Here is a 16,665-nt window from a genome sequence, read left to right on the forward strand (position 1 = left end):
ATAGGTACCCCGGCCGGTGATCGTCTACCCGGGGTAGAAACGGACCTCGGGCCGCCCGATCTGGCCGTAGTGGGGACGGCGGCGCGCCAGCCCGTTCTCCGCCAGGTACTCCAGATAGCGGCGCGCGGTGACGCGGGAGACCCCGGTGAGGTCGGCGGCGGCAGCGGCCGACAGCCCGTCCGGCGCGCCCGCGAGGGCCTCGGTGACGGCCTGGAGCGTCTCCCCGCTCATCCCCTTGGGCAGGGACAGCTGACCGGGGGTGCGGAGCGTGGCGAGCATGCCGTCCACGTCGGCCTGCCCGGCGACCTGGCCGGTGCGGGCCGCCTGCTCGCGGAACCGGGCGTACTGGTCGAGCTTGTCGCGCAGTGACGCGAACGTGAACGGCTTCAGCAGGTACTGGACGACCCCGACCGACACCGCCGTGCGGATCACCGCGAGGTCCCGCGCCGACGTCACGGCGATCACGTCCACATCGCTCCCGCCGGCGCGCAGCGCGCGGCAGACGGTGAGGCCGTGGGTGTCGGGCAGGTAGAAGTCGAGCAGGACGACGTCGACGCCGTTGCGCTCGCAGAACCGCAGCGCGTCCGCGCCGGAGTGCACCACCCCGGCGACCGTGAACCCGGCGACGCGCTCGACGTAGGTGCGGTGCGCCTCGGCGGCCACCGGGTCGTCCTCCACCACCAGGACTCTGATCATCGCGGCTCCGTTCGCCGATCCAGAGGGAGCCTGACGGTGAACACCGCGCCCGCGTCGCGGCCCGCGCCGGTGCGCACCTCGATGGTGCCGCCGTGCCTGCGGACGGCCTGGCCCGCCAGCGCGAGCCCGAGCCCGTGCCCGACCGGCCCGCCGGACGACTTGGTCGTCCAGCCGCGCCGGAACATCTCCGGCACGGCGCCGGGATCGACGCCCCGCCCGCTGTCGGAGACCTCCAGCACGAGCTCGCGCCCCTCCGCGCGCGCCGTGACGGAGACGCGCGGCGGGCGGATGTGCCCGCCCTCGATGGCGGCCTCGACCGCGTTGTCGATGAGGTTGCCGAGGATCGTGACGAGGTCGCGGGCCTCGACGGCGCCCTCGACCGCCGTGTCGTCGGTGATCACGAACTCCACGCCGCGCTCGGACGCCTCGGCGGACTTGCCGAGCAGCAGCGCGGCCAGCACCGGCTCGGTCACCGACCCGACGACGCGGTCGGTGAGCCGCTGCGCGGTCTCCAGCTCGGCGGTGGCGAACCCGACGGCCTGCTCGGGACGCCCGAGCTCGACCAGCGACACCACCGTGTGCAGCCGGTTCGCGGCCTCGTGCGCGTGCGAGCGCAGCGACTCGGCGAACCCGCGGACCGTGTCCAGCTCGCCGGTCAGGCCCTGGAGCTCGGTGTGGTCGCGCAGGGTGACCACGTTGCCCATCGCGCGGTCCCGCGACCGGACGGGCGAGGTGTTGACCACCAGGACGCGGGTGTCGCCGATGTGGATCTCGTCCGGCCTCGGCTCGGAGGAGGCGAGCGCCGCGGCCAGCTCCTGCGGCAGCCCGAGCGTGGCGACCGGGCGCCCCCGCGGGTCGGCGGGCAGGCCGAGCAGGTCGCGGGCGGCGTCGTTGCACAGCACGACCCGTCCCGAGCGGTCGAGCAGCACCAGCCCCTCGCGGACCGAGTGCAGGATGGCCTCGTAGTACTCGAACATCTCGCGCAGCTCGCCGGGCGCGACGCCCCGGGTCTGCCGGCGCAGGCGCGCGGACACCAGGTAGGTGCCGGCCATGCCCGCCCCCAGCACCGCCGCGGCGATGGCGACCAGCAGGACCAGGCGCTGGCGCAGCTCCGCCGACATCGCCTCGATCGTGATGCCGACCGCGACCAGCGCCACCACCCGGCGCCCCTTCCCGAAGACGGGCGTGACGGTGCGGACGGACGGGCCCAGCGTGCCGGTGTAGGTCTCGGTGAACGCGTGCCCCGCGAGCGCGGGCGCGGTGTTGCCGATGAACCGCTGGCCGATTCTGGCCGGGTTCGGATGGGTGTAGCGGATCCCCTCCGGGCTCATGATCGTGATGAAGTCCACACCGGTGTCGCGGCGGACCCGCTCGGCGTACGGCTGGAGCACCCGGCTGGGGGAGCGCTTGGTGAGCGCGCCGCGGACGTCGGGCGCGTCGGCGATGGTCGCGGCGACCACCGTCACCGTCTGCGTGGCCCGGTCGTCGACCGTCCTGCCCGCGTCGAGGTAGGCCAGCGTCACGCCGACCACCACGAGCAGCCCGACGATGACCGCCTGGAGCGCGAGCAGCTGCCGCGCCAGGCTCCAGCGGTCGGGCACCGTCCATGCGGGACGCCGCACTCTCGAACCTCTCGTCTCCACCACGTCGTGAACGAAATGTACACAAGCGTGACCACGGTCACAGGACCGCGCATAGTCACTGATGCACAGCAAGCCCGCCGACCATGCTTTCACCCCTGCGCGGCCTCCACTGGCGCAGGCGCCCGAAGTGTGCATGCGCTTGTCCCCCGCCGGCGCATGGGCGTCTGCCAAGCCGCAGGCCCGTCTGGGATCCGCGCGCCCGCCAGCGGCGCGGATCCCAGACGGGTGGCCCGAACACAGGAAGACCGACGTGTCCGACGTGTCCGATAGCGCCGCCACACCGGACCCCTCCCGTCCCGATCACCCTCGTCCGGGCTCCCCCCGCTCCCCGCGCACCGGCCCTCCAAGCACCGGCTCCCCGCGCACCGGCTCCGGACGCACCGGCTCCGGACGGGCCGACCGCGTGCACTACCTCTACCTCGCCGTCGTCGTGGCCGTCGTGCTCGGCGTGGCGACGGGGATCGCCGCGCCCGACGCCGCCGTCGAGCTCAAGCCGCTCGGCACCGCGTTCGTCAACCTGATCAAGATGATGATCTCGCCGATCATCTTCTGCACGATCGTGCTCGGCATCGGCTCGGTCGCGCAGGCGGCGAAGGTCGGCCGGGTCGGCCTGGTCACGATCGCCTACTTCCTCGTGATGTCGACGTTCGCGCTCGCCATCGGCCTCGCGGTCGGCAACGTCCTGCACCCCGGCGCGGGCGTCCACCTGGACCCGTCCGCCGTCGCCGCCGCCCACGAGCAGGCCGAGGACGCCGAGGGCACCACCGACTTCCTGCTCGGGATCATCCCGTCCACGCTGGTGTCGGCGCTGACCGGCGGCCAGGTGCTCCAGACCCTGCTCGTGGCGCTGCTCGCCGGGTTCGCGCTCCAGAGCCTCGGGCCCGCGGGCGAGCCGATCCTGAAGGCCGTCGGGCACGCGCAGCGGCTGGTGTTCCGGATCCTGGCGATGATCATGTGGGCGGCGCCCGCCGGCGCGTTCGGCGCCATCGCCGCCGTGGTCGGCTCCAGCGGCTGGTCCGCGCTGCGCAGCCTCGCGGTGATCATGCTCGGGTTCTACCTCACCTGCGTGGTGTTCGTGTTCGCCGTGCTGGGCCCGGTGCTGTGGCTGACCGCGCGGATCGGCATCCTGCCGCTGCTGCGCTACCTCGCCCGCGAGTTCCTGCTGATCCTGTCGACCTCGTCGTCGGAGTCGGCGCTGCCGCGGCTGATCGCCAAGATGGAGCACCTCGGGGTCGCCCGCCCGGTCGTCGGCATCACCGTCCCGACCGGGTACTCCTTCAACCTCGACGGCACCGCGATCTACCTGACGATGGCGACGCTGTTCATCGCGTCCGCGCAGGACGAGCCGCTGTCGCTCGGCGCGCAGATCCCGCTGCTGCTCTTCATGATCATCGCGTCCAAGGGCGCGGCGGGCGTCAGCGGCGCCGGGCTCGCCACCCTCGCGGGCGGCCTCCAGTCGCACAAGCCCTCGCTGGTGGACGGCGTCGGGTTCATCGTCGGCATCGACCGCTTCATGTCCGAGGCGCGCGCGCTGACCAACTTCGCGGGCAACGCCGTCGCCACCGTGGTGATCGGCCACTGGACGGGCGGGTTCGACGCCGCGAGGGCCGCGCACGTCCTGTCCGGGCAGGACCCCTTCAACGAGTCCACCCTGCTGGACGACACGACCGCGCCGGACGGCACGTCCGGCGGACGGGCGGACGGGAGGGCCACCGCGGCCGCCTGACCCGCGGCGCGACGGCCACGCGACGGCCCGCGCCACGGGCCGCGCGGCGAGCCGACCGCCATGAGCCGCCCGCCATGAGCCGACCGCCTAGCGCCGGTGCCCCCCGCTCCCGGCGCTAGGCGGTCTCCATCCGCGGCCCCCGGCGGCGCGGCCGGGGGAACTCCGGGCGGAGCCGGACCACCGCCGGCAGATCGGGCATCCCGACGGCCCGGCGGTACCGCTCCACCGGCCCCGCGCCCAGCTCCCCGTACACCTCGCCGAGGACGGCGCCGCCGTCGCACGTCACGGTCACCAGCAGCCGCGGCCGGGTGAGCGAGCCGGTGAGGCGGACGCGCGGCTCGCTGACGCCCGGCAGCGCCGCGGCGTCGCGCGCCAGGTCCGCGGCGGCGGTGCGGGCGAGGTCACGGGTCCGCGGGTCGAGGTCGGGCCGCCACCGCTGGACGAGCGCGCGGGCCTGGACCACCAGCCAGATCTGCCCCGCGAGCGACAGCAGCTCGGTGACCGCCGCGGCGGCCGGCAGGAACCAGTCGCTGCCGCCCGCGAACCGGGCGAGCGCCGGATCGAGCGCCGGGCGCGCCGCGAGACCGCCCGGCACGCCCGGCAGCCCGTCGAAACCCCCGAGGCCGAGCACGAGCGCGGCGGCCCCGCAGGTGAACAGCGCCGCCCCGGTCACCGCCAGCACGGCCCTCATGTCAGTCCCTCCGCCGGCATGTCAGTCCTTCCGCCAGCTCAGCCGGACGTCGACGGGCGGCCGGTACATCGGCTCGATGCCGTCGAGCCGCTCGTCGACCGCGCGGTGGACGAGCTCCTCCATGTTCGCCGGGTTGCGGTAGCGGGTCGCGGCGCGGACGAGGACCCGGCGGCGGAACAGGCCCGCCCCCCGGACCCGGGCGCGCTCGATCCCGGGGACGCCGAGCGCCGCGTCCGCGAGGGAGCGGCGGAGCGCGGTGCGGCCGAGCACGCCCGCGAGGCGCGGGTCCGCGCCGTCCAGCGGCACGCCGCGCATCCGGCCCGGCACCGCCGCCAGCAGCAGCGCGAGCCCCGTGACCGCGAGCACGACGGCGCCCGCCCGCACGCCGGGATGCCGCCACGGCAGCCGCCCGAGGACGTCCACCGCGCGCCCGGCGCCCGGGACGGGATGGACGCCGGAGCCGATCGCGGCGGCCAGCAGCTCGATCGCGGCGGCCCCTCCGGCGACGGTCACCAGCAGCGCGGCGGCCAGCCCCGCGACGATCCGGCGCGGCCGGAGCTCCCGTGCGGCGAGCCGCCGCGCCTGCTGCCTGCTCTGCGTCTCGTGGATCAGGTCTCTGACCAGAGATTCGGCCATCGCCACCCCCGTGGGCATCGGCACGTCCGGACATCGCTACCCATGGTGAGGCATCGTCACGCGGAGTGAAACACGCCATGCCGACATCCGGCACATCCGCCGCCGGATCCACGCGGGGCGGGGCCCGGTTCAGCGGAAGACGTTCAGCGGAAGACGACCGTCCGGTCGCCGTTGAGCAGGACGCGGTGCTCGGCGTGCCAGCGGACGGCGCGGGCCAGCGCCAGGCACTCCACGTCGCGTCCGACGGCCACCAGTTCCTCGGGGCTGTGGGCGTGGTCGACGCGCGCGACCTCCTGCTCGATGATCGGACCCTCGTCCAGGTCGGCGGTGACGTAGTGGGCGGTCGCGCCGATCACCTTGACGCCGCGGGCGTGCGCCTGGTGGTAGGGGCGGGCGCCCTTGAAGCTCGGCAGGAACGAGTGGTGGATGTTGATGATCTTGCCGGGGAGCTTGGCGCAGAAGCCGTCGGAGAGGATCTGCATGTAGCGGGCGAGGACGACGAGGTCGACGCGGTAGTGCTCGACCAGGGTGAGGATCTCGGCCTCCTGCGCCGCCTTGCCGCCCGTGCCCACCGGGAGATGGTGGTAGTCGATCCCGTACGACTGGGTGAGCGGCCGCAGGTCCGGGTGGTTGGACACGACGGCGGCGATGTCGATGTCGAGCAGCCCGGACCGCTGCCGGTAGAGCAGGTCGTTCAGGCAGTGCCCGCCCTTCGACACCATGATCATCATGCGCGGGCGGGACGCGAGGTCGTGCAGGTGCCACTGGAGCCCGAGGTCGGACGCCAGGGACGCGACCGCGCCGCGCAGCTCGTCGGCGCCGGCGACCGCGCCGCCGCCCGGGCCGGGCGCCCCCGTGAACTGCACGCGCATGAAGAACGTGTCGGACTCGCGGTCGCTGAACTGCTGGCTCTCCAGGATGTTGCACCCGCGCTCGGCCAGCAGCCCGGAGACGGCGGCGACGATGCCCGGCCGGTCGGGGCACGACAGGGTCAGCACATAGTCGTTCACGGTGTCCCTCTCGCGCGGTCGGTGGTGGGCCCGGGTCGGCCGGGCACGGAGCCGCAGCTCAGAGCCCGGTGGAAGCCCGGGAGGAGTGGTACGAGCTTACGTGGCCGCACGTCCTCCCGCGCCCGTTCCGCGCCGCCGGCGGCACCGGCCTTCCGGTCGCGGCGGCCATATCCGGGCCTATCGCCCGGCGAGTACCGCCCGCGCGAGCCCGGTGAGGGCGGCGGTGATCTCCGCGGGGGTACGGCCCTGGGCGCGCTGGTGGGCGTAGAGCTCGGACGCGAGGGGGGCGAGGAGGACGTCGGCGAGCGTGTCCGGCCCGGGGACGCCCGCGGCGGCCAGCAGCATCCGGACGTGGGCCCGCCAGAACCCGTACGCGCCGGTCGTCAGCCGCGTCCCGCCCGCCTCGGCGCCGAGGACGAGGTCGATGTGGCCTTCGAGCAGCTCGACCATGGCCGCGTAGAAGGCGGCGAGGCGCTCGTCCGGCGGCGCGCCGGGGCCGAGGGGCGGGTCACCGCGCAGCAGCCGCTCCTGGAGGCGGCGCTCGTGCTCGTCCAGCAGGGCGAGGGCGATGGAGGTGGTGTCGGGGTAGCGGCGGTAGAGCGTGCCGCGCCCGACGCCCGCCGCCTTGGCGATGTCGTCCATGGTGACGGCGCGCGGGTCGCCCGCGGCGAAGAGCTCGGCCGCGGCGTCGAGGACCCGGATCCGGTTGCGGGCGGCGTCGGCGCGCTCCCGCGGGCGGGCGCCTCCGCCCGCCGGACGGCCGGTGAGCAGGTCGGTGCGGCGTTCCATCCCGCCGACTGTAACCGACACTCCGATAAGTGGACAAGCCGTCCACATGCAGGCTAGAGTCGGCGACGGCACTAACCGGACATCATGTCCACTTGAATGGGGAGGATCCATGACCACGCTGCTGCACCTGGACTCCAGCGCCCGCCGCCGTTCCGTGAGCCGGGAGCTCGGGGACGCCTTCGCCGGCGCCTGGCGGGAGGCGAACCCGGAGGGCCGCTACGTCCACCGCGACCTGGCGGCCGATCCCGTCCCCTTCATCGGCGAGGCGTGGACGGAGCTGTGCGACCACGTCCTGGCCCACGAGATCACCGAGATCGCCCGGTACAAGGAGGCGGTCCGGACGCCGGCCCAGGCCGAGGCGTGGGGGATCGTCGAGCCGCTGCTGGACGAGCTGGTCGCCGCCGACGTCGTCCTCATCGCCACGCCGATGTACAACTTCTCCGTCCCCGCGTCGCTCAAGGCGTGGATCGACCAGGTCACGTTCCCGCGGATGTCGCTGGCCGGGCGGCGGTTCGTCATCGCCTCCGCGCGCGGCGGCTCGTACAAGCCCGGCGCGCCCCGCGAGCCCTACGACCACCAGGAGCGGTTCCTGCGCGACTTCATCGCCGGGCATTTCGGGGTGCAGGACGTGGCGGCGGTGGCCGCCGAGCTGGTCAACAGCCGCCTCGACCCGGCGCTGGAGCGGCTGCGGGCCGTCCACGAGCAGTCGTACGCGGACGCGCTGCGGACGGCGCGCACGCTCGGGGGCGGGTACTGATGGGCTGGGCCGTGCTCGGGCTGGCGGGGCTCGTCGAGATCGCCTTCTCGCAGAGCATCCGCCCGACGGAGAACTTCACCCGCCCGCTGCCCACGCTCGCCTGCTTCGCGCTCGGCGCCCTCTCGATCTACCTGCTGTCGCACGCGATGCGCACGCTGCCGGTCGGCACCGCGTACGCGGTGTTCACCGGGATCGGCGCGGTCGGCGCCATCGCGCTCGGCGTCGTGGTGCAGAAGGACCCGGTCACGGCGGGACGGGCGGCGGCGCTCGGCCTGATCATCGCCGGGATCGTCCTCGCCCGCGCCACCAATCCGGAGTGACGGCGGCCCCCTCGTCCTACCGGCGGGTAGCCCGGCGGCGGCCGCCGGGGTTACCGTTCTGCGATGCGGCGACTCCTGTGCCTGGCGCTGGCGGGCGGCCTCGTCCTGGCGGGCTGCGAGGGCCCGGGATCCGGGGGCGCCGGACGGCCGGACGGCGGGCGGCCCGCCGAGATCGACGGCATCCCGACAGGCGCGGGTACGCACAAGCGGAAGCTGGACGTCGGCACCATCGGGCACCGCGAGTACCTGCTGCACGTGCCGCCCGCGGTGGCGGACGGGAAGTGGCGGGACGGCAGGCCCGCCGACCCGCCCGCGCTCGTCGTCGCGCTGCACGGCGGGCTCGCCACCATGGGGCGGATGCGCGAGCTGACCGGCTTCGACGCCCTCGCCGACGGGAAGGGCTTCCTGGCCGCCTACCCCGACGGGTTCATGACGACCTGGAACGCCGGGGACTGCTGCGGCCCGGCGAAGATCGGGCACGTCGACGACGTCGGCTTCCTGAGCCGCATGATCGGCGAGCTGACCCGCGCGGGGCTCGCCGACCCGCGCCGCGTGTACGTCGCCGGATTCTCCAACGGCGCGGGGATGGCCTACCGGCTGGCCTGCGAGCGGCCCGCCGAGGTCGCGGCGATCGGGGTGGTCGAGGGGGCGCTGGCGACCCGCTGCGACCCGCGCCGCCCCGTCTCGGTGATGATCTTCCACGGGACGGCCGACCGGAGCGTCCCGTTCGACGGCGGGGGACGGCGCGACATCGACGACGGGCGGCCGTTCCCGCCCGTGTCGTCCGCCGTCGGCTTCTGGCGCAAGGTCGGGGGCCTGCCCGCACCGGACCGGAGGGTGCGCTCCCGCGTCCGCGGCGCCGAGTGCGGCGGCACGGGCAAGGGGCGCGGCGGCGCGGAGGTGGTCTTCTGCCGGATCGACGGCGGGGGGCACTCCTGGCCGTCCGGGGCGGCCGCGGCGCTGTGGGACTTCTTCGCCGCGCACCCGCGTGACCGCTGACCGCCAAGATATGAGATCTTTTCATATTTACCGCTAGGCTGGCGGGGTGACCGCCATGACCCTCCGGGACCGCTACGACACCGCGACCCGCGGCCTTGAGGCGCCGCTCGCCGTCGTCGACCTGGCCGCCCTCCGCGCGAACGCCGCCGGGCTCGTCCGCCGCGCCGCCGGAAAGCCCATCCGGGTGGCGAGCAAGTCGGTGCGCTGCCGCGCCGTCCTCGACGAGGTCCTCGCCATGGACGGGTTCGCCGGGATCATGGCGTTCACCCTCCCCGAGGCGCTCTGGCTGGTTCGGGAGAAGGTGACCGGCGACGTCCTCGTCGCCTACCCCACCACCGACCGCACGGCGCTGGCCGCCCTCGCCGCGGACCCCGCCGCCGCCCGCGCGATCACGCTGACCGCCGACTCCCCCGCGCACCTGGACCTGATCGAGGACGCCGCCGGCGCCCACCCGATCCGGGTGTGCATCGACATCGACGCCTCCTACCGCCCGCTCGGCGGCCGCGTCAGGATCGGCGCCCTGCGCTCCCCGCTGCACACGCCCGCGGACGTCCGCGCCCTCGTCGAGCGGATCCTCGCGCGCCCGTCCCTCGCCCTCGTCGGGCTGATGGCCTACGAGTCGCAGATCGCCGGGGTCGGGGACCTCCCGCCCGGCCGTCCCGCCCGCGCGCTCGCCATCCGCGCCATGCAGCGCCGGTCCAGGATCGAGCTGGCCCGGCGCCGCGCCGCGATCGTCCAGGCCGTCCGCGACCTCACCGACCTGGAGTTCGTCAACGGCGGCGGCACCGGCAGCGTCGAGTCGACCGCCGCCGAGCGCGCCGTCACCGAGGTCGCCGCCGGGTCGGGGCTCTACCACCCGCACCTGTTCGACCAGTACTCGGGCTTCACCGGACGGCCCGCCGCGCTGTTCGCGCTGCCCGTCGTCCGCCGCCCCCGCCCCGGCACCGTCACCTGCCTCGGCGGCGGCTACCTCGCCTCCGGCCCCGCCGACGACGCCCGGCTGCCCCAGCCCTACCTCCCGGCCGGGCTGGGCTACGACCCCGACGAGGGCGCGGGCGAGGTGCAGACCCCGCTGCTCGGCCGCGCCGCCGACCTGCTGGACCTCGGCGACCGCGTCTGGTTCCGGCACACCAAGGCCGGCGAGCTGTGCGAGCGGTTCGCCGCGCTGCACCTCATCGACGGCGACCGGTTCGTCCGGACCGTCCCCACCTACCGCGGCGAAGGCCACACGTTCCTCTGACGCCCGGGCGGCTAGGTTGGGGCGCATGAGCGACACTCCCCTGATCAGTGTCCGCGGCGAGGCCGTCCTTGAGGTCGAGCCGGAGATCGCCCGGTTGTCGGTGTACGTCCAGTCGCAGGAGAACGACAGGCGCGCCGCGCTGGACCGGCTCGTCGAGCGCAACCAGCAGTGCCTGGACCTCGTCAGGTCCTACGGCGACGCGGTCGAGAAGCTGGAGACCGGCGGCCTGTCCATCACCCCGCTGCTGCGGCACCGCCGCCGCGAGGGCGACGTCCGCGCCTACCAGGGCACCACCTGGATCAAGGTCACGGTGAGCGACTTCGCGGTGCTCGGCGAGCTGGTGACGCGGCTCGGCGACCTGGAGCGCACCGCCGTCAACGGCCCCGAGTGGGCGCTGCGCCGCGACAGCGAGGTCTACGCGCGGGCCGCCCGCCAGGCCGCGCACGAGGCCGTGGCCCGCGCCCGCAGCTACGCCGAGGCGCTCGGCGCCCGCCTCACCGGCCTCGTCGAGCTCGCGGACGAGGGCCTCACCAGCACCGACGCCGGAGGGCCGGTCACGCTGGCCGCCGCGTACGGCGCCGTGCCCGGCTCGGCCCCGGACCAGCCCGAGGCGATCGACCTGCAACCGGCTTCACAGATCGTCCGCGCCGCCGTGGAGGCCCGCTTCACCGCCACCGCGCCCGCGCTGGACTGAACGGGCCCGCGCCCGTCCCCGTACTGAGGACGTGGGACCAACGGACTGCGGCGCCTACCGTCTCGGCCTCGGCGTCTACGCCCTCGGGCGGCTCGCCGGCGCCGAGGCCGACGCGCTGTCGGACCACCTGACCGGCTGCCCGCGGTGCCGCGCCGAGCTGGCCGAGCTGCGCGGCGTCGCCGACGTGCTCGCGCGGACCCTCCCGGTACGGCGGACCGCCACACGGGGGACACGCGCCGCCGAGCGGTCGACCAGGCTCAGCGGCGTCTGCGCCTACGGCGCCAGAGGACGAGGGCGGTCACGGTGACCGCCGCGCCGACCCCCGCGAGCAGCAGCCGCTTGTCGAGCTGACCCGGCCCGCCCTCGCCGTCGTCGCCGTCGTCCTGCACGATCGACCGGGCGGCCCGCACGACCTGGGCGGCCTCCTCCTTCAGCCGTTCGGCACCGCGGTGCGCGACGTTCCGCGGGTTGACCCGGTCGGCGAGCTCGTCGATCGTGCGGGCGAGCTCCAGCCGGGTCCGCTCGATCTCCCGCTCCAGCGCCTCCGGGTCGCGGGCCCTGTCAGCCATGCCGTGTCCTATCGTGTCGGGCGACGCATGATCCGAACAGTCTTGCAGGTCTTCCCCCGCGGCGCCCGTCCGCACCGGCCACCGTCCCGAGCGGTACCGTTGGATCCACCAACCGAGCGAAAGGCGGAACAGGGTGTCCGAGCGGCTTCAGCCGGGCGACGTCGCCCCCGATTTCGAGCTTCCCGACGCGGACGCCTCCCCGGTGTCGCTGGCCTCGCTGCGCGGGAAGCGCGTGATCCTCTACTTCTACCCGGCGGCCATGACGCCCGGCTGCACGAAGGAGTCGGTCGACTTCCAGAGCAGCCTCGCCGACCTGGAGGCCGCCGGCGCCACCGTCGTCGGCGTCTCCCCCGACGCGCCCGCCAAGCTCGCCAAGTTCCGCGAGAAGGAGGGCCTCAGCTTCCCCCTCCTGTCCGACCCCGGCACCGAGGTCCTGCGGGCCTACGGCGCGTACGGTGAGAAGAAGCTGTACGGCAAGGTGGTCGTCGGCGTGATCCGCTCCACCTTCATCATCGACCCGGAGGGCAAGGTCGAGAAGGCGTACTACAACGTGAAGGCCACCGGCCACGTAGAGCGCCTCCGCCGGGACCTCGCCGTCTAGGGGGAACGCCGGGGGTTTTCGGGACGCGGCGCTCCTGCGTGCGGGCGGGGAACTCGAACCCGCCCGACCGGGCGTACGACTCGACACCTCCGGACCGAGCACGACCGGCGGCCTCTCGTCGTCTTCGGGCCGGACGTCTCCCGATGACGGGTCGCCTGGAGGGGGACGGTGATGCGGCCGGGCCGGTCCCGTGCCCGTCACCGTCGCCCCCACCAGGCCCAATAACGAGACGCTCCGTTCCTACGCCGGTCGATTGTCGTTTTGGCCGCGGTCTGCCGCAGCCCCGGGAATCACATCCGGGCAGTGGTCAAACCAGCTGCGGCAGATCCGCAGATCGCCTGCCCTGCCCGCATACGCATCAGCGTCAGGGGATGCTGAGGTGGAAGGAGGTGTCCAGCATGGCCGCGTTGTAGGCCCAGGAGTAGACCGTCACGGTGTCGGTCCTGCTATGGCAGGTGCCGGTCGGGCCCGCGACGACCCCGAGAATGGCCCGCGAGCTTCCTGGAGTGGCCAGGACCACGGCGTTGCCCAGCTTGATGTCGCTGCCGACCTGGACGCAGTAGCTGCCGGTGCCCGCCTTGTAGCTGGAGACGATGTTCTTGCCGTGCTCCAGGGTTCCGTTGGCGCGGACGGAGGCCGCGGCCCGGGCGTAAGGGGCGTCGCTGTCGGCCAGGGCGGCGCCGGCCGGGAGCGTGACGGCGGTGGCGGCGGCCGCCGCTGTGGCGAGCAGTTTCGTGGTGAAGCGAAGTGCGGACATGCGGGATCCTTCCCAGTCGTCCCCGGAATCGGGGGGCTCGGCCCGTAGGGCACTTTAATTACTAGCTGTCATAGGTGATGAACAGCTAGTAACTCCTGGGTGACGCCGACGCGTACCGCTCGCCATCCACAGATCGGTGGTCAGGTAACAGAGTCCACAGGTACCGCGCTGGACCACGTGTGCCTCATGACACTTCGTCAGCGCCGCCGGACGGGCGGTGGAGTATCAACGGGCCCCAGCGCCACGGGGGCGGGGCAGCACCGGTACATGTTCGGACGGGTGCGGGCGGGGGGACTCGAACCCCCACGGTGTCGCCACCAACAGGACCTAAACCTGCCGCGTATACCTACTTCGCCACGCCCGCCGGCGCTCCGCGAAGGGAGCCGGTCCAGCTTAGCGTCCCGGCCCGCCCGGACGCGGGGCGATTTTCGGGCCCGCCCCGAACCGCGGTATGTGAAAAAACGCCGCCTGCGCCGCCGGGGCGCGGCGTCCTACCCTGGGTTGGTCCGCCCGTGCCGGAGCGGGTGGTGTCGCCATGATCGAACCCGGGTGGGCCACCGTGAGCGAGTCCTTCACCCACCGCGTGCTGCCGTACGACGGGGTGGACGAGTTCCTCGGCGGCGCGCTGCCCTTCCTGCGGGACGGGGTGGACGCCGGCGACCGCGTCCTCGCGGTGGCCGGTGTGGGACGCGAGCTGCTGCTGCGGGAGGCGCTCGGGCCGGCGGCCGCCGGGGTCGAGTTCACCGACGCCGCCACCTGGTACACGCACCCGTCCCGGACGCTCGCCGACTGCCTGGCCGACGCCGACAACACCGCGTGGCAGGGGCGGCGGCTGCGCGTCCTCGGTGACCCGGTGTGGGCGTCGCGCTCGCCGCTCGAAGTCCTGGAATGGCAGCGGACCGAGGCGATCCTGAACGTGGCGTTCCGCGACACCGGGGCGGCCCTGCTGTGCCCGTACTCCTCGTCGCTCCCGGCGGGCGTGGTCGCGTCCTCCCGGCAGACCCACCCCGAGACGGTCCGGGGCGTCACGGCGCTCGCGAACCCCGGCTATATGGACCCTTGGGCCTACAACGCGCACTGCGACCGGGAGCCGCTTCCGCCGCCGCCTTCCGGCGCCGACTCGCTGAAGATCGACCGTCCCGACCTGTACTGGCTGCGCGCCTATGTCAGCGACTACGCGCGGCAGGCGCGGCTGCACGAGGAGGACCTCCAGCGCCTCCTCGTCGCGGTCACCGAGGTCGTCACGAACGCGCTGCGGCACGGCGAGCCGCCGATCGTCCTGCGGATGTGGGCCGACACGTCCGGCGAGCCCGCCCTGGTGTGCGAGGTCACCGACGAGGGGCGGTGGGATCCCGCGTCGGGATACGGGCTCGTCCCCCCGCGCCCCGTCGGCACCGGATCCGGCGGCCGGTTCGGGCTGTGGGCGGTCCGGCTGCTGTGCTCGGTGGTCCAGATCCGGGCGGGTGAGGGCGGCACGGCCGTCCGGCTGAGGCTGCGGCTGCCCGCCGTCCCCGCCGCGTCCATCAACGGAGCGTGAGTGAACCCATGCGTTGGGCTTCCAAAACACCGGGATCGGCGTACGCTGGACGGATCCGCGACAACCTCGATGGGCAGGCCATGTCGACACCTTGGTTCGCCAAGAGACCCGTCAGTGCAGTGCGGCCGGGTGACCACGGCTGGCTGGCCTACTCCTGCCCGGAGGAACGCGACCGTGTCATCGGCACCTTCGTGCGGGAGGGCCTGACGACCAACGAGAAGGTCGTGTACGTGACGGACGCGCCGCCCGAGCGGCTGCCCGGGCTCGATCCCCGCGGCCCCATCGACGTCGCCCTCTATACGAGGACGGGTCAGCTGCGGGTCATCCCCCGGCGGGACGCCTGCCTCGACCGGCAGGGCGGGTTCGCCCCCGCGAAGATGCTCGACACCCTGGGCCGGGAGGTCGAGGCGGCCTTCGGGGAGGGCTTCCGCGCCGTCCGGCTGACGACCGACCACAGCTGGGTGCTCGACGGCCGCGGCGGCTCCGGCCTGCGCCAGATGCTGGGCTGCGAGCACCGTGTCGGCGACGCCGTCTCGCCCAGCACCATGGCGATGGCGATCTGCCAGGTCGACCGGCGCGCCCGCCCCCATGACGAACTGGTCGCCCTAAGGGATACCCACGAGGTCCTGGTGGAAGTGAACCCCGAATTCGACGACGGGATCCTGAAGATCGTGCGCACTTTCGAACCCGACGGTCTGCGTGTCGAGGGCGAGCTGGACGCCGCCCGGCACGCCGTGTTCGCCGAGAAGCTGGCCCAGGTGGGCAAGGGCCGGCGCCGCGTCCACCTGGACTTCTCCCGGCTCGGCTTCATCGACCTCGGCGGGCTCAACCTGCTGGCGCAGCACGCCACCGGGCTGCCCGCCGACGACGCCCTGGTCCTCGACCATCTCCCGCCGGACGTGGAGAACGTCATCGAGATGGTCGGCTGGCACCGGCTTCCCGGGCTGGCCCGGGGGAACGAGGGCGCGCTCCCGGCGAGGGAGGGCATCGGCCGATGACGCTGGAGCACAGGGCGCTCCTGTACAAGGGCACCGACGAGTTCCTGTCCTTCACCGTCCCCTACCTGGAGGCGGGGCTGGAGGAGGACCAGGCCGTCGTCGCGGTGGTCCGCGAACCGCACCTCTCGGCGCTGCGCGACATCCTCGCCGGACACGGCGCGGCGATCCGGTACTTCGACTCGGCGGAGTTCTACCGCCACCCCGTCCACACCCTCCGCGACTACCAGACGATCGTCGCGACGAGCCTGCCGCGCACCGTCTGCGCGCTCGCCGAGCCCGTCTGGGACGGGTGGGACGAGCGGCAGAGGCTGGAGTGGATCCGCTACGAGTCGCTGATCAACGTCGTGTTCGCGGGATCGGGCGCGCGGGCGCTGTGCCCCTACGACAGCGGCGAGCTGTCCCCGCACGTGCTCGACGTGGCGCTGCGGACCCATCCGCTGCTGCTGAGCGACGGCCGGAACGACGTCAACGACGAGTACATCGACCCGGCGACGTTCGGGGCGGGCTGCGACCGCGCCCGCCGCACGGACCGCCCCGACGCCGCGGAGTACGTCACGATCGAGGGCGCCGACCTGCACGGGCTGCGCGCGTTCGTCGCCGAGCGGGCGCTGACGCACGGGCTGGCCAGGCAGCCCGCGCAGAACCTCGTCACCGCCGTCAACGAGGTCGCCGCGAACGCCCTCCAGCACGGCATCCCGCCGATGGGCCTGTGGACGTGGCGCGACGGCGACGACCTCGTCTGCGAGATCGGCGACAACGGGTTCTGGCAGCCGAGCCCGCTCACCGGCTTCATCCCCCCCGACTCGGCCCTGCAACGCGGCTTCGGCCTGTGGACCGTCCGGCTCCTGGTCGACCTGATGGAACTGCGCGCGGGGTGGGACGGCACCTTCGTCCGCCTGCGCGTCCGGCGGCGGCCTGTTTCGTACTAAGTCTCAGATACTGGAAAACCCTGGCGGAAAAGCACACCGCGCCGGTCGGCTCACCCGTCGTAACCTGGACAGG

The 16,665-nt window shown here is 73.9% G+C and carries 19 protein-coding genes and 1 tRNA gene; 11 read left to right on the forward strand and 9 right to left on the reverse strand.

Annotated features, from left to right (window positions below; genetic code table 11):
* Positions 1 to 24 precede the first annotated feature (24 nt).
* Both AGRA3207_RS12955 and AGRA3207_RS12960 read right to left on the reverse strand, forming a co-directional pair.
* On the reverse strand, positions 25 to 696 hold the full coding sequence (locus AGRA3207_RS12955) for a response regulator transcription factor (protein ID WP_231334867.1): 672 nt from the start codon (positions 694 to 696) through the stop codon (positions 25 to 27).
* The gene (locus AGRA3207_RS12960; RefSeq protein ID WP_231334868.1) at positions 693 to 2,318 is read right to left on the reverse strand and encodes a sensor histidine kinase; all 1,626 of its coding nucleotides are present in this window, start codon (positions 2,316 to 2,318) and stop codon (positions 693 to 695) included. Before AGRA3207_RS12960 ends, AGRA3207_RS12955 begins: the two co-directional genes overlap by 4 nt.
* 271 nt (positions 2,319 to 2,589) lie before the next feature.
* Between AGRA3207_RS12960 and AGRA3207_RS12965 the strand changes: the two genes are divergently transcribed.
* Complete coding sequence (locus AGRA3207_RS12965; protein WP_231334869.1) at positions 2,590 to 4,065, forward strand: cation:dicarboxylate symporter family transporter; 1,476 nt, start codon at positions 2,590 to 2,592, stop codon at positions 4,063 to 4,065.
* Positions 4,066 to 4,180: 115 nt separating this feature from the next.
* Here the strand turns inward: AGRA3207_RS12965 and AGRA3207_RS12970 are convergent, their stop codons facing one another.
* From AGRA3207_RS12970 to AGRA3207_RS12985, 4 genes are all read right to left on the reverse strand, one after another.
* Entirely contained in the window at positions 4,181 to 4,756 is a 576-nt protein-coding gene (locus tag AGRA3207_RS12970; RefSeq protein WP_231334870.1) for a hypothetical protein, read from the reverse strand.
* 21 nt (positions 4,757 to 4,777) lie between these two features.
* Positions 4,778 to 5,392 (reverse strand): DUF6286 domain-containing protein, encoded by a 615-nt coding sequence (locus AGRA3207_RS12975; RefSeq protein WP_231334871.1) that lies wholly within the window; start codon positions 5,390 to 5,392, stop codon positions 4,778 to 4,780.
* Between the two features lie 143 nt (positions 5,393 to 5,535).
* Entirely contained in the window at positions 5,536 to 6,402 is an 867-nt protein-coding gene (gene purU / locus AGRA3207_RS12980; protein ID WP_231334872.1) for a formyltetrahydrofolate deformylase, read from the reverse strand.
* 177 nt (positions 6,403 to 6,579) lie between these two features.
* Entirely contained in the window at positions 6,580 to 7,191 is a 612-nt protein-coding gene (locus tag AGRA3207_RS12985) for a TetR/AcrR family transcriptional regulator (protein WP_231334873.1), read from the reverse strand.
* 109 nt (positions 7,192 to 7,300) lie between these two features.
* Between AGRA3207_RS12985 and AGRA3207_RS12990 the strand changes: the two genes are divergently transcribed.
* The 6 genes from AGRA3207_RS12990 (at position 7,301) to AGRA3207_RS13015 (ending at position 11,508) form a co-directional block, all read left to right on the forward strand.
* Positions 7,301 to 7,948, forward strand: coding sequence for an FMN-dependent NADH-azoreductase (locus AGRA3207_RS12990; protein ID WP_231334874.1), 648 nt, complete (start codon positions 7,301 to 7,303; stop codon positions 7,946 to 7,948).
* Positions 7,948 to 8,268 (forward strand): DMT family transporter, encoded by a 321-nt coding sequence (locus tag AGRA3207_RS12995; protein ID WP_231334875.1) that lies wholly within the window; start codon positions 7,948 to 7,950, stop codon positions 8,266 to 8,268. The genes AGRA3207_RS12990 and AGRA3207_RS12995 overlap by 1 nt, the downstream gene beginning before the upstream one ends.
* A 63-nt stretch (positions 8,269 to 8,331) precedes the next feature.
* The gene (locus AGRA3207_RS13000) at positions 8,332 to 9,267 is read left to right on the forward strand and encodes a CE1 family esterase (RefSeq protein ID WP_231334876.1); all 936 of its coding nucleotides are present in this window, start codon (positions 8,332 to 8,334) and stop codon (positions 9,265 to 9,267) included.
* A gap of 55 nt (positions 9,268 to 9,322) precedes the next feature.
* Positions 9,323 to 10,507: an amino acid deaminase/aldolase gene (locus AGRA3207_RS13005; protein WP_231336279.1), complete on the forward strand. Its 1,185-nt coding sequence runs from the start codon at positions 9,323 to 9,325 to the stop codon at positions 10,505 to 10,507.
* 25 nt (positions 10,508 to 10,532) lie between these two features.
* On the forward strand, positions 10,533 to 11,201 hold the full coding sequence (locus tag AGRA3207_RS13010; protein ID WP_231334877.1) for an SIMPL domain-containing protein: 669 nt from the start codon (positions 10,533 to 10,535) through the stop codon (positions 11,199 to 11,201).
* A 31-nt stretch (positions 11,202 to 11,232) separates the two neighbouring features.
* Positions 11,233 to 11,508, forward strand: a complete 276-nt coding sequence (locus AGRA3207_RS13015; protein WP_231334878.1) for a zf-HC2 domain-containing protein — start codon at positions 11,233 to 11,235, stop codon at positions 11,506 to 11,508.
* On the opposite strand, the gene AGRA3207_RS13020 is transcribed toward AGRA3207_RS13015, so the two are convergent.
* Positions 11,459 to 11,770 carry a DUF3618 domain-containing protein gene (locus tag AGRA3207_RS13020; RefSeq protein ID WP_231334879.1) on the reverse strand — a complete coding sequence of 104 codons (312 nt, stop codon included), beginning with the start codon at positions 11,768 to 11,770 and terminating at the stop codon, positions 11,459 to 11,461. The genes AGRA3207_RS13015 and AGRA3207_RS13020 overlap by 50 nt on opposite strands.
* A gap of 133 nt (positions 11,771 to 11,903) precedes the next feature.
* Here AGRA3207_RS13020 and bcp point away from each other — a divergent pair, with 133 nt between their 5' ends.
* Positions 11,904 to 12,371 (forward strand): thioredoxin-dependent thiol peroxidase, encoded by a 468-nt coding sequence (bcp, locus tag AGRA3207_RS13025; RefSeq protein WP_231334880.1) that lies wholly within the window; start codon positions 11,904 to 11,906, stop codon positions 12,369 to 12,371.
* 364 nt (positions 12,372 to 12,735) lie between these two features.
* On the opposite strand, the gene AGRA3207_RS13030 is transcribed toward bcp, so the two are convergent.
* Together AGRA3207_RS13030 and AGRA3207_RS13035 are read right to left on the reverse strand one after the other, a co-directional pair.
* Positions 12,736 to 13,128: a hypothetical protein gene (locus tag AGRA3207_RS13030; protein ID WP_231334881.1), complete on the reverse strand. Its 393-nt coding sequence runs from the start codon at positions 13,126 to 13,128 to the stop codon at positions 12,736 to 12,738.
* A gap of 280 nt (positions 13,129 to 13,408) precedes the next feature.
* A tRNA-Leu gene (locus tag AGRA3207_RS13035) sits at positions 13,409 to 13,492 on the reverse strand.
* 171 nt (positions 13,493 to 13,663) lie between these two features.
* On the opposite strand from AGRA3207_RS13035, the gene AGRA3207_RS13040 reads away from it, so the two are divergent.
* From AGRA3207_RS13040 to AGRA3207_RS13050, 3 genes are all read left to right on the forward strand, one after another.
* Complete coding sequence (locus tag AGRA3207_RS13040) at positions 13,664 to 14,665, forward strand: sensor histidine kinase (protein WP_231334882.1); 1,002 nt, start codon at positions 13,664 to 13,666, stop codon at positions 14,663 to 14,665.
* A gap of 80 nt (positions 14,666 to 14,745) precedes the next feature.
* On the forward strand, positions 14,746 to 15,663 hold the full coding sequence (locus AGRA3207_RS13045; RefSeq protein WP_231334883.1) for an MEDS domain-containing protein: 918 nt from the start codon (positions 14,746 to 14,748) through the stop codon (positions 15,661 to 15,663).
* On the forward strand, positions 15,660 to 16,592 hold the full coding sequence (locus AGRA3207_RS13050) for an anti-sigma factor RsbA family regulatory protein (protein ID WP_231334884.1): 933 nt from the start codon (positions 15,660 to 15,662) through the stop codon (positions 16,590 to 16,592). Before AGRA3207_RS13045 ends, AGRA3207_RS13050 begins: the two co-directional genes overlap by 4 nt.
* Positions 16,593 to 16,665: the final 73 nt, after the last annotated feature.

Source organism: Actinomadura graeca, from assembly GCF_019175365.1.
In the GTDB taxonomy this organism is placed as follows: Bacteria; Actinomycetota; Actinomycetes; order Streptosporangiales; family Streptosporangiaceae; genus Spirillospora; species Spirillospora graeca.

What these genes read in the sequence shown, in the direction of transcription:
- AGRA3207_RS12990 (WP_231334874.1), top strand. Translation starts at nt 7,301, where the DNA reads ATGACCACGCTGCTGCACCTGGACTCCAGCGCCCGCCGCCGTTCCGTG.
- AGRA3207_RS12995 (WP_231334875.1), top strand. Translation starts at nt 7,948, where the DNA reads ATGGGCTGGGCCGTGCTCGGGCTGGCGGGGCTCGTCGAGATCGCCTTC.
- AGRA3207_RS13050 (WP_231334884.1), top strand. Translation starts at nt 15,660, where the DNA reads ATGACGCTGGAGCACAGGGCGCTCCTGTACAAGGGCACCGACGAGTTC.
- AGRA3207_RS13045 (WP_231334883.1), top strand. Translation starts at nt 14,746, where the DNA reads ATGTCGACACCTTGGTTCGCCAAGAGACCCGTCAGTGCAGTGCGGCCG.
- AGRA3207_RS13005 (WP_231336279.1), top strand. Translation starts at nt 9,323, where the DNA reads ATGACCCTCCGGGACCGCTACGACACCGCGACCCGCGGCCTTGAGGCG.
- AGRA3207_RS13020 (WP_231334879.1), bottom strand. Translation starts at nt 11,770, where the DNA reads ATGGCTGACAGGGCCCGCGACCCGGAGGCGCTGGAGCGGGAGATCGAG.
- AGRA3207_RS13010 (WP_231334877.1), top strand. Translation starts at nt 10,533, where the DNA reads ATGAGCGACACTCCCCTGATCAGTGTCCGCGGCGAGGCCGTCCTTGAG.
- AGRA3207_RS12970 (WP_231334870.1), bottom strand. Translation starts at nt 4,756, where the DNA reads ATGAGGGCCGTGCTGGCGGTGACCGGGGCGGCGCTGTTCACCTGCGGG.
- AGRA3207_RS12985 (WP_231334873.1), bottom strand. Translation starts at nt 7,191, where the DNA reads ATGGAACGCCGCACCGACCTGCTCACCGGCCGTCCGGCGGGCGGAGGC.
- AGRA3207_RS13040 (WP_231334882.1), top strand. Translation starts at nt 13,664, where the DNA reads ATGATCGAACCCGGGTGGGCCACCGTGAGCGAGTCCTTCACCCACCGC.
- AGRA3207_RS12975 (WP_231334871.1), bottom strand. Translation starts at nt 5,392, where the DNA reads ATGGCCGAATCTCTGGTCAGAGACCTGATCCACGAGACGCAGAGCAGG.
- AGRA3207_RS13030 (WP_231334881.1), bottom strand. Translation starts at nt 13,128, where the DNA reads ATGTCCGCACTTCGCTTCACCACGAAACTGCTCGCCACAGCGGCGGCC.
- AGRA3207_RS12955 (WP_231334867.1), bottom strand. Translation starts at nt 696, where the DNA reads ATGATCAGAGTCCTGGTGGTGGAGGACGACCCGGTGGCCGCCGAGGCG.
- AGRA3207_RS13000 (WP_231334876.1), top strand. Translation starts at nt 8,332, where the DNA reads ATGCGGCGACTCCTGTGCCTGGCGCTGGCGGGCGGCCTCGTCCTGGCG.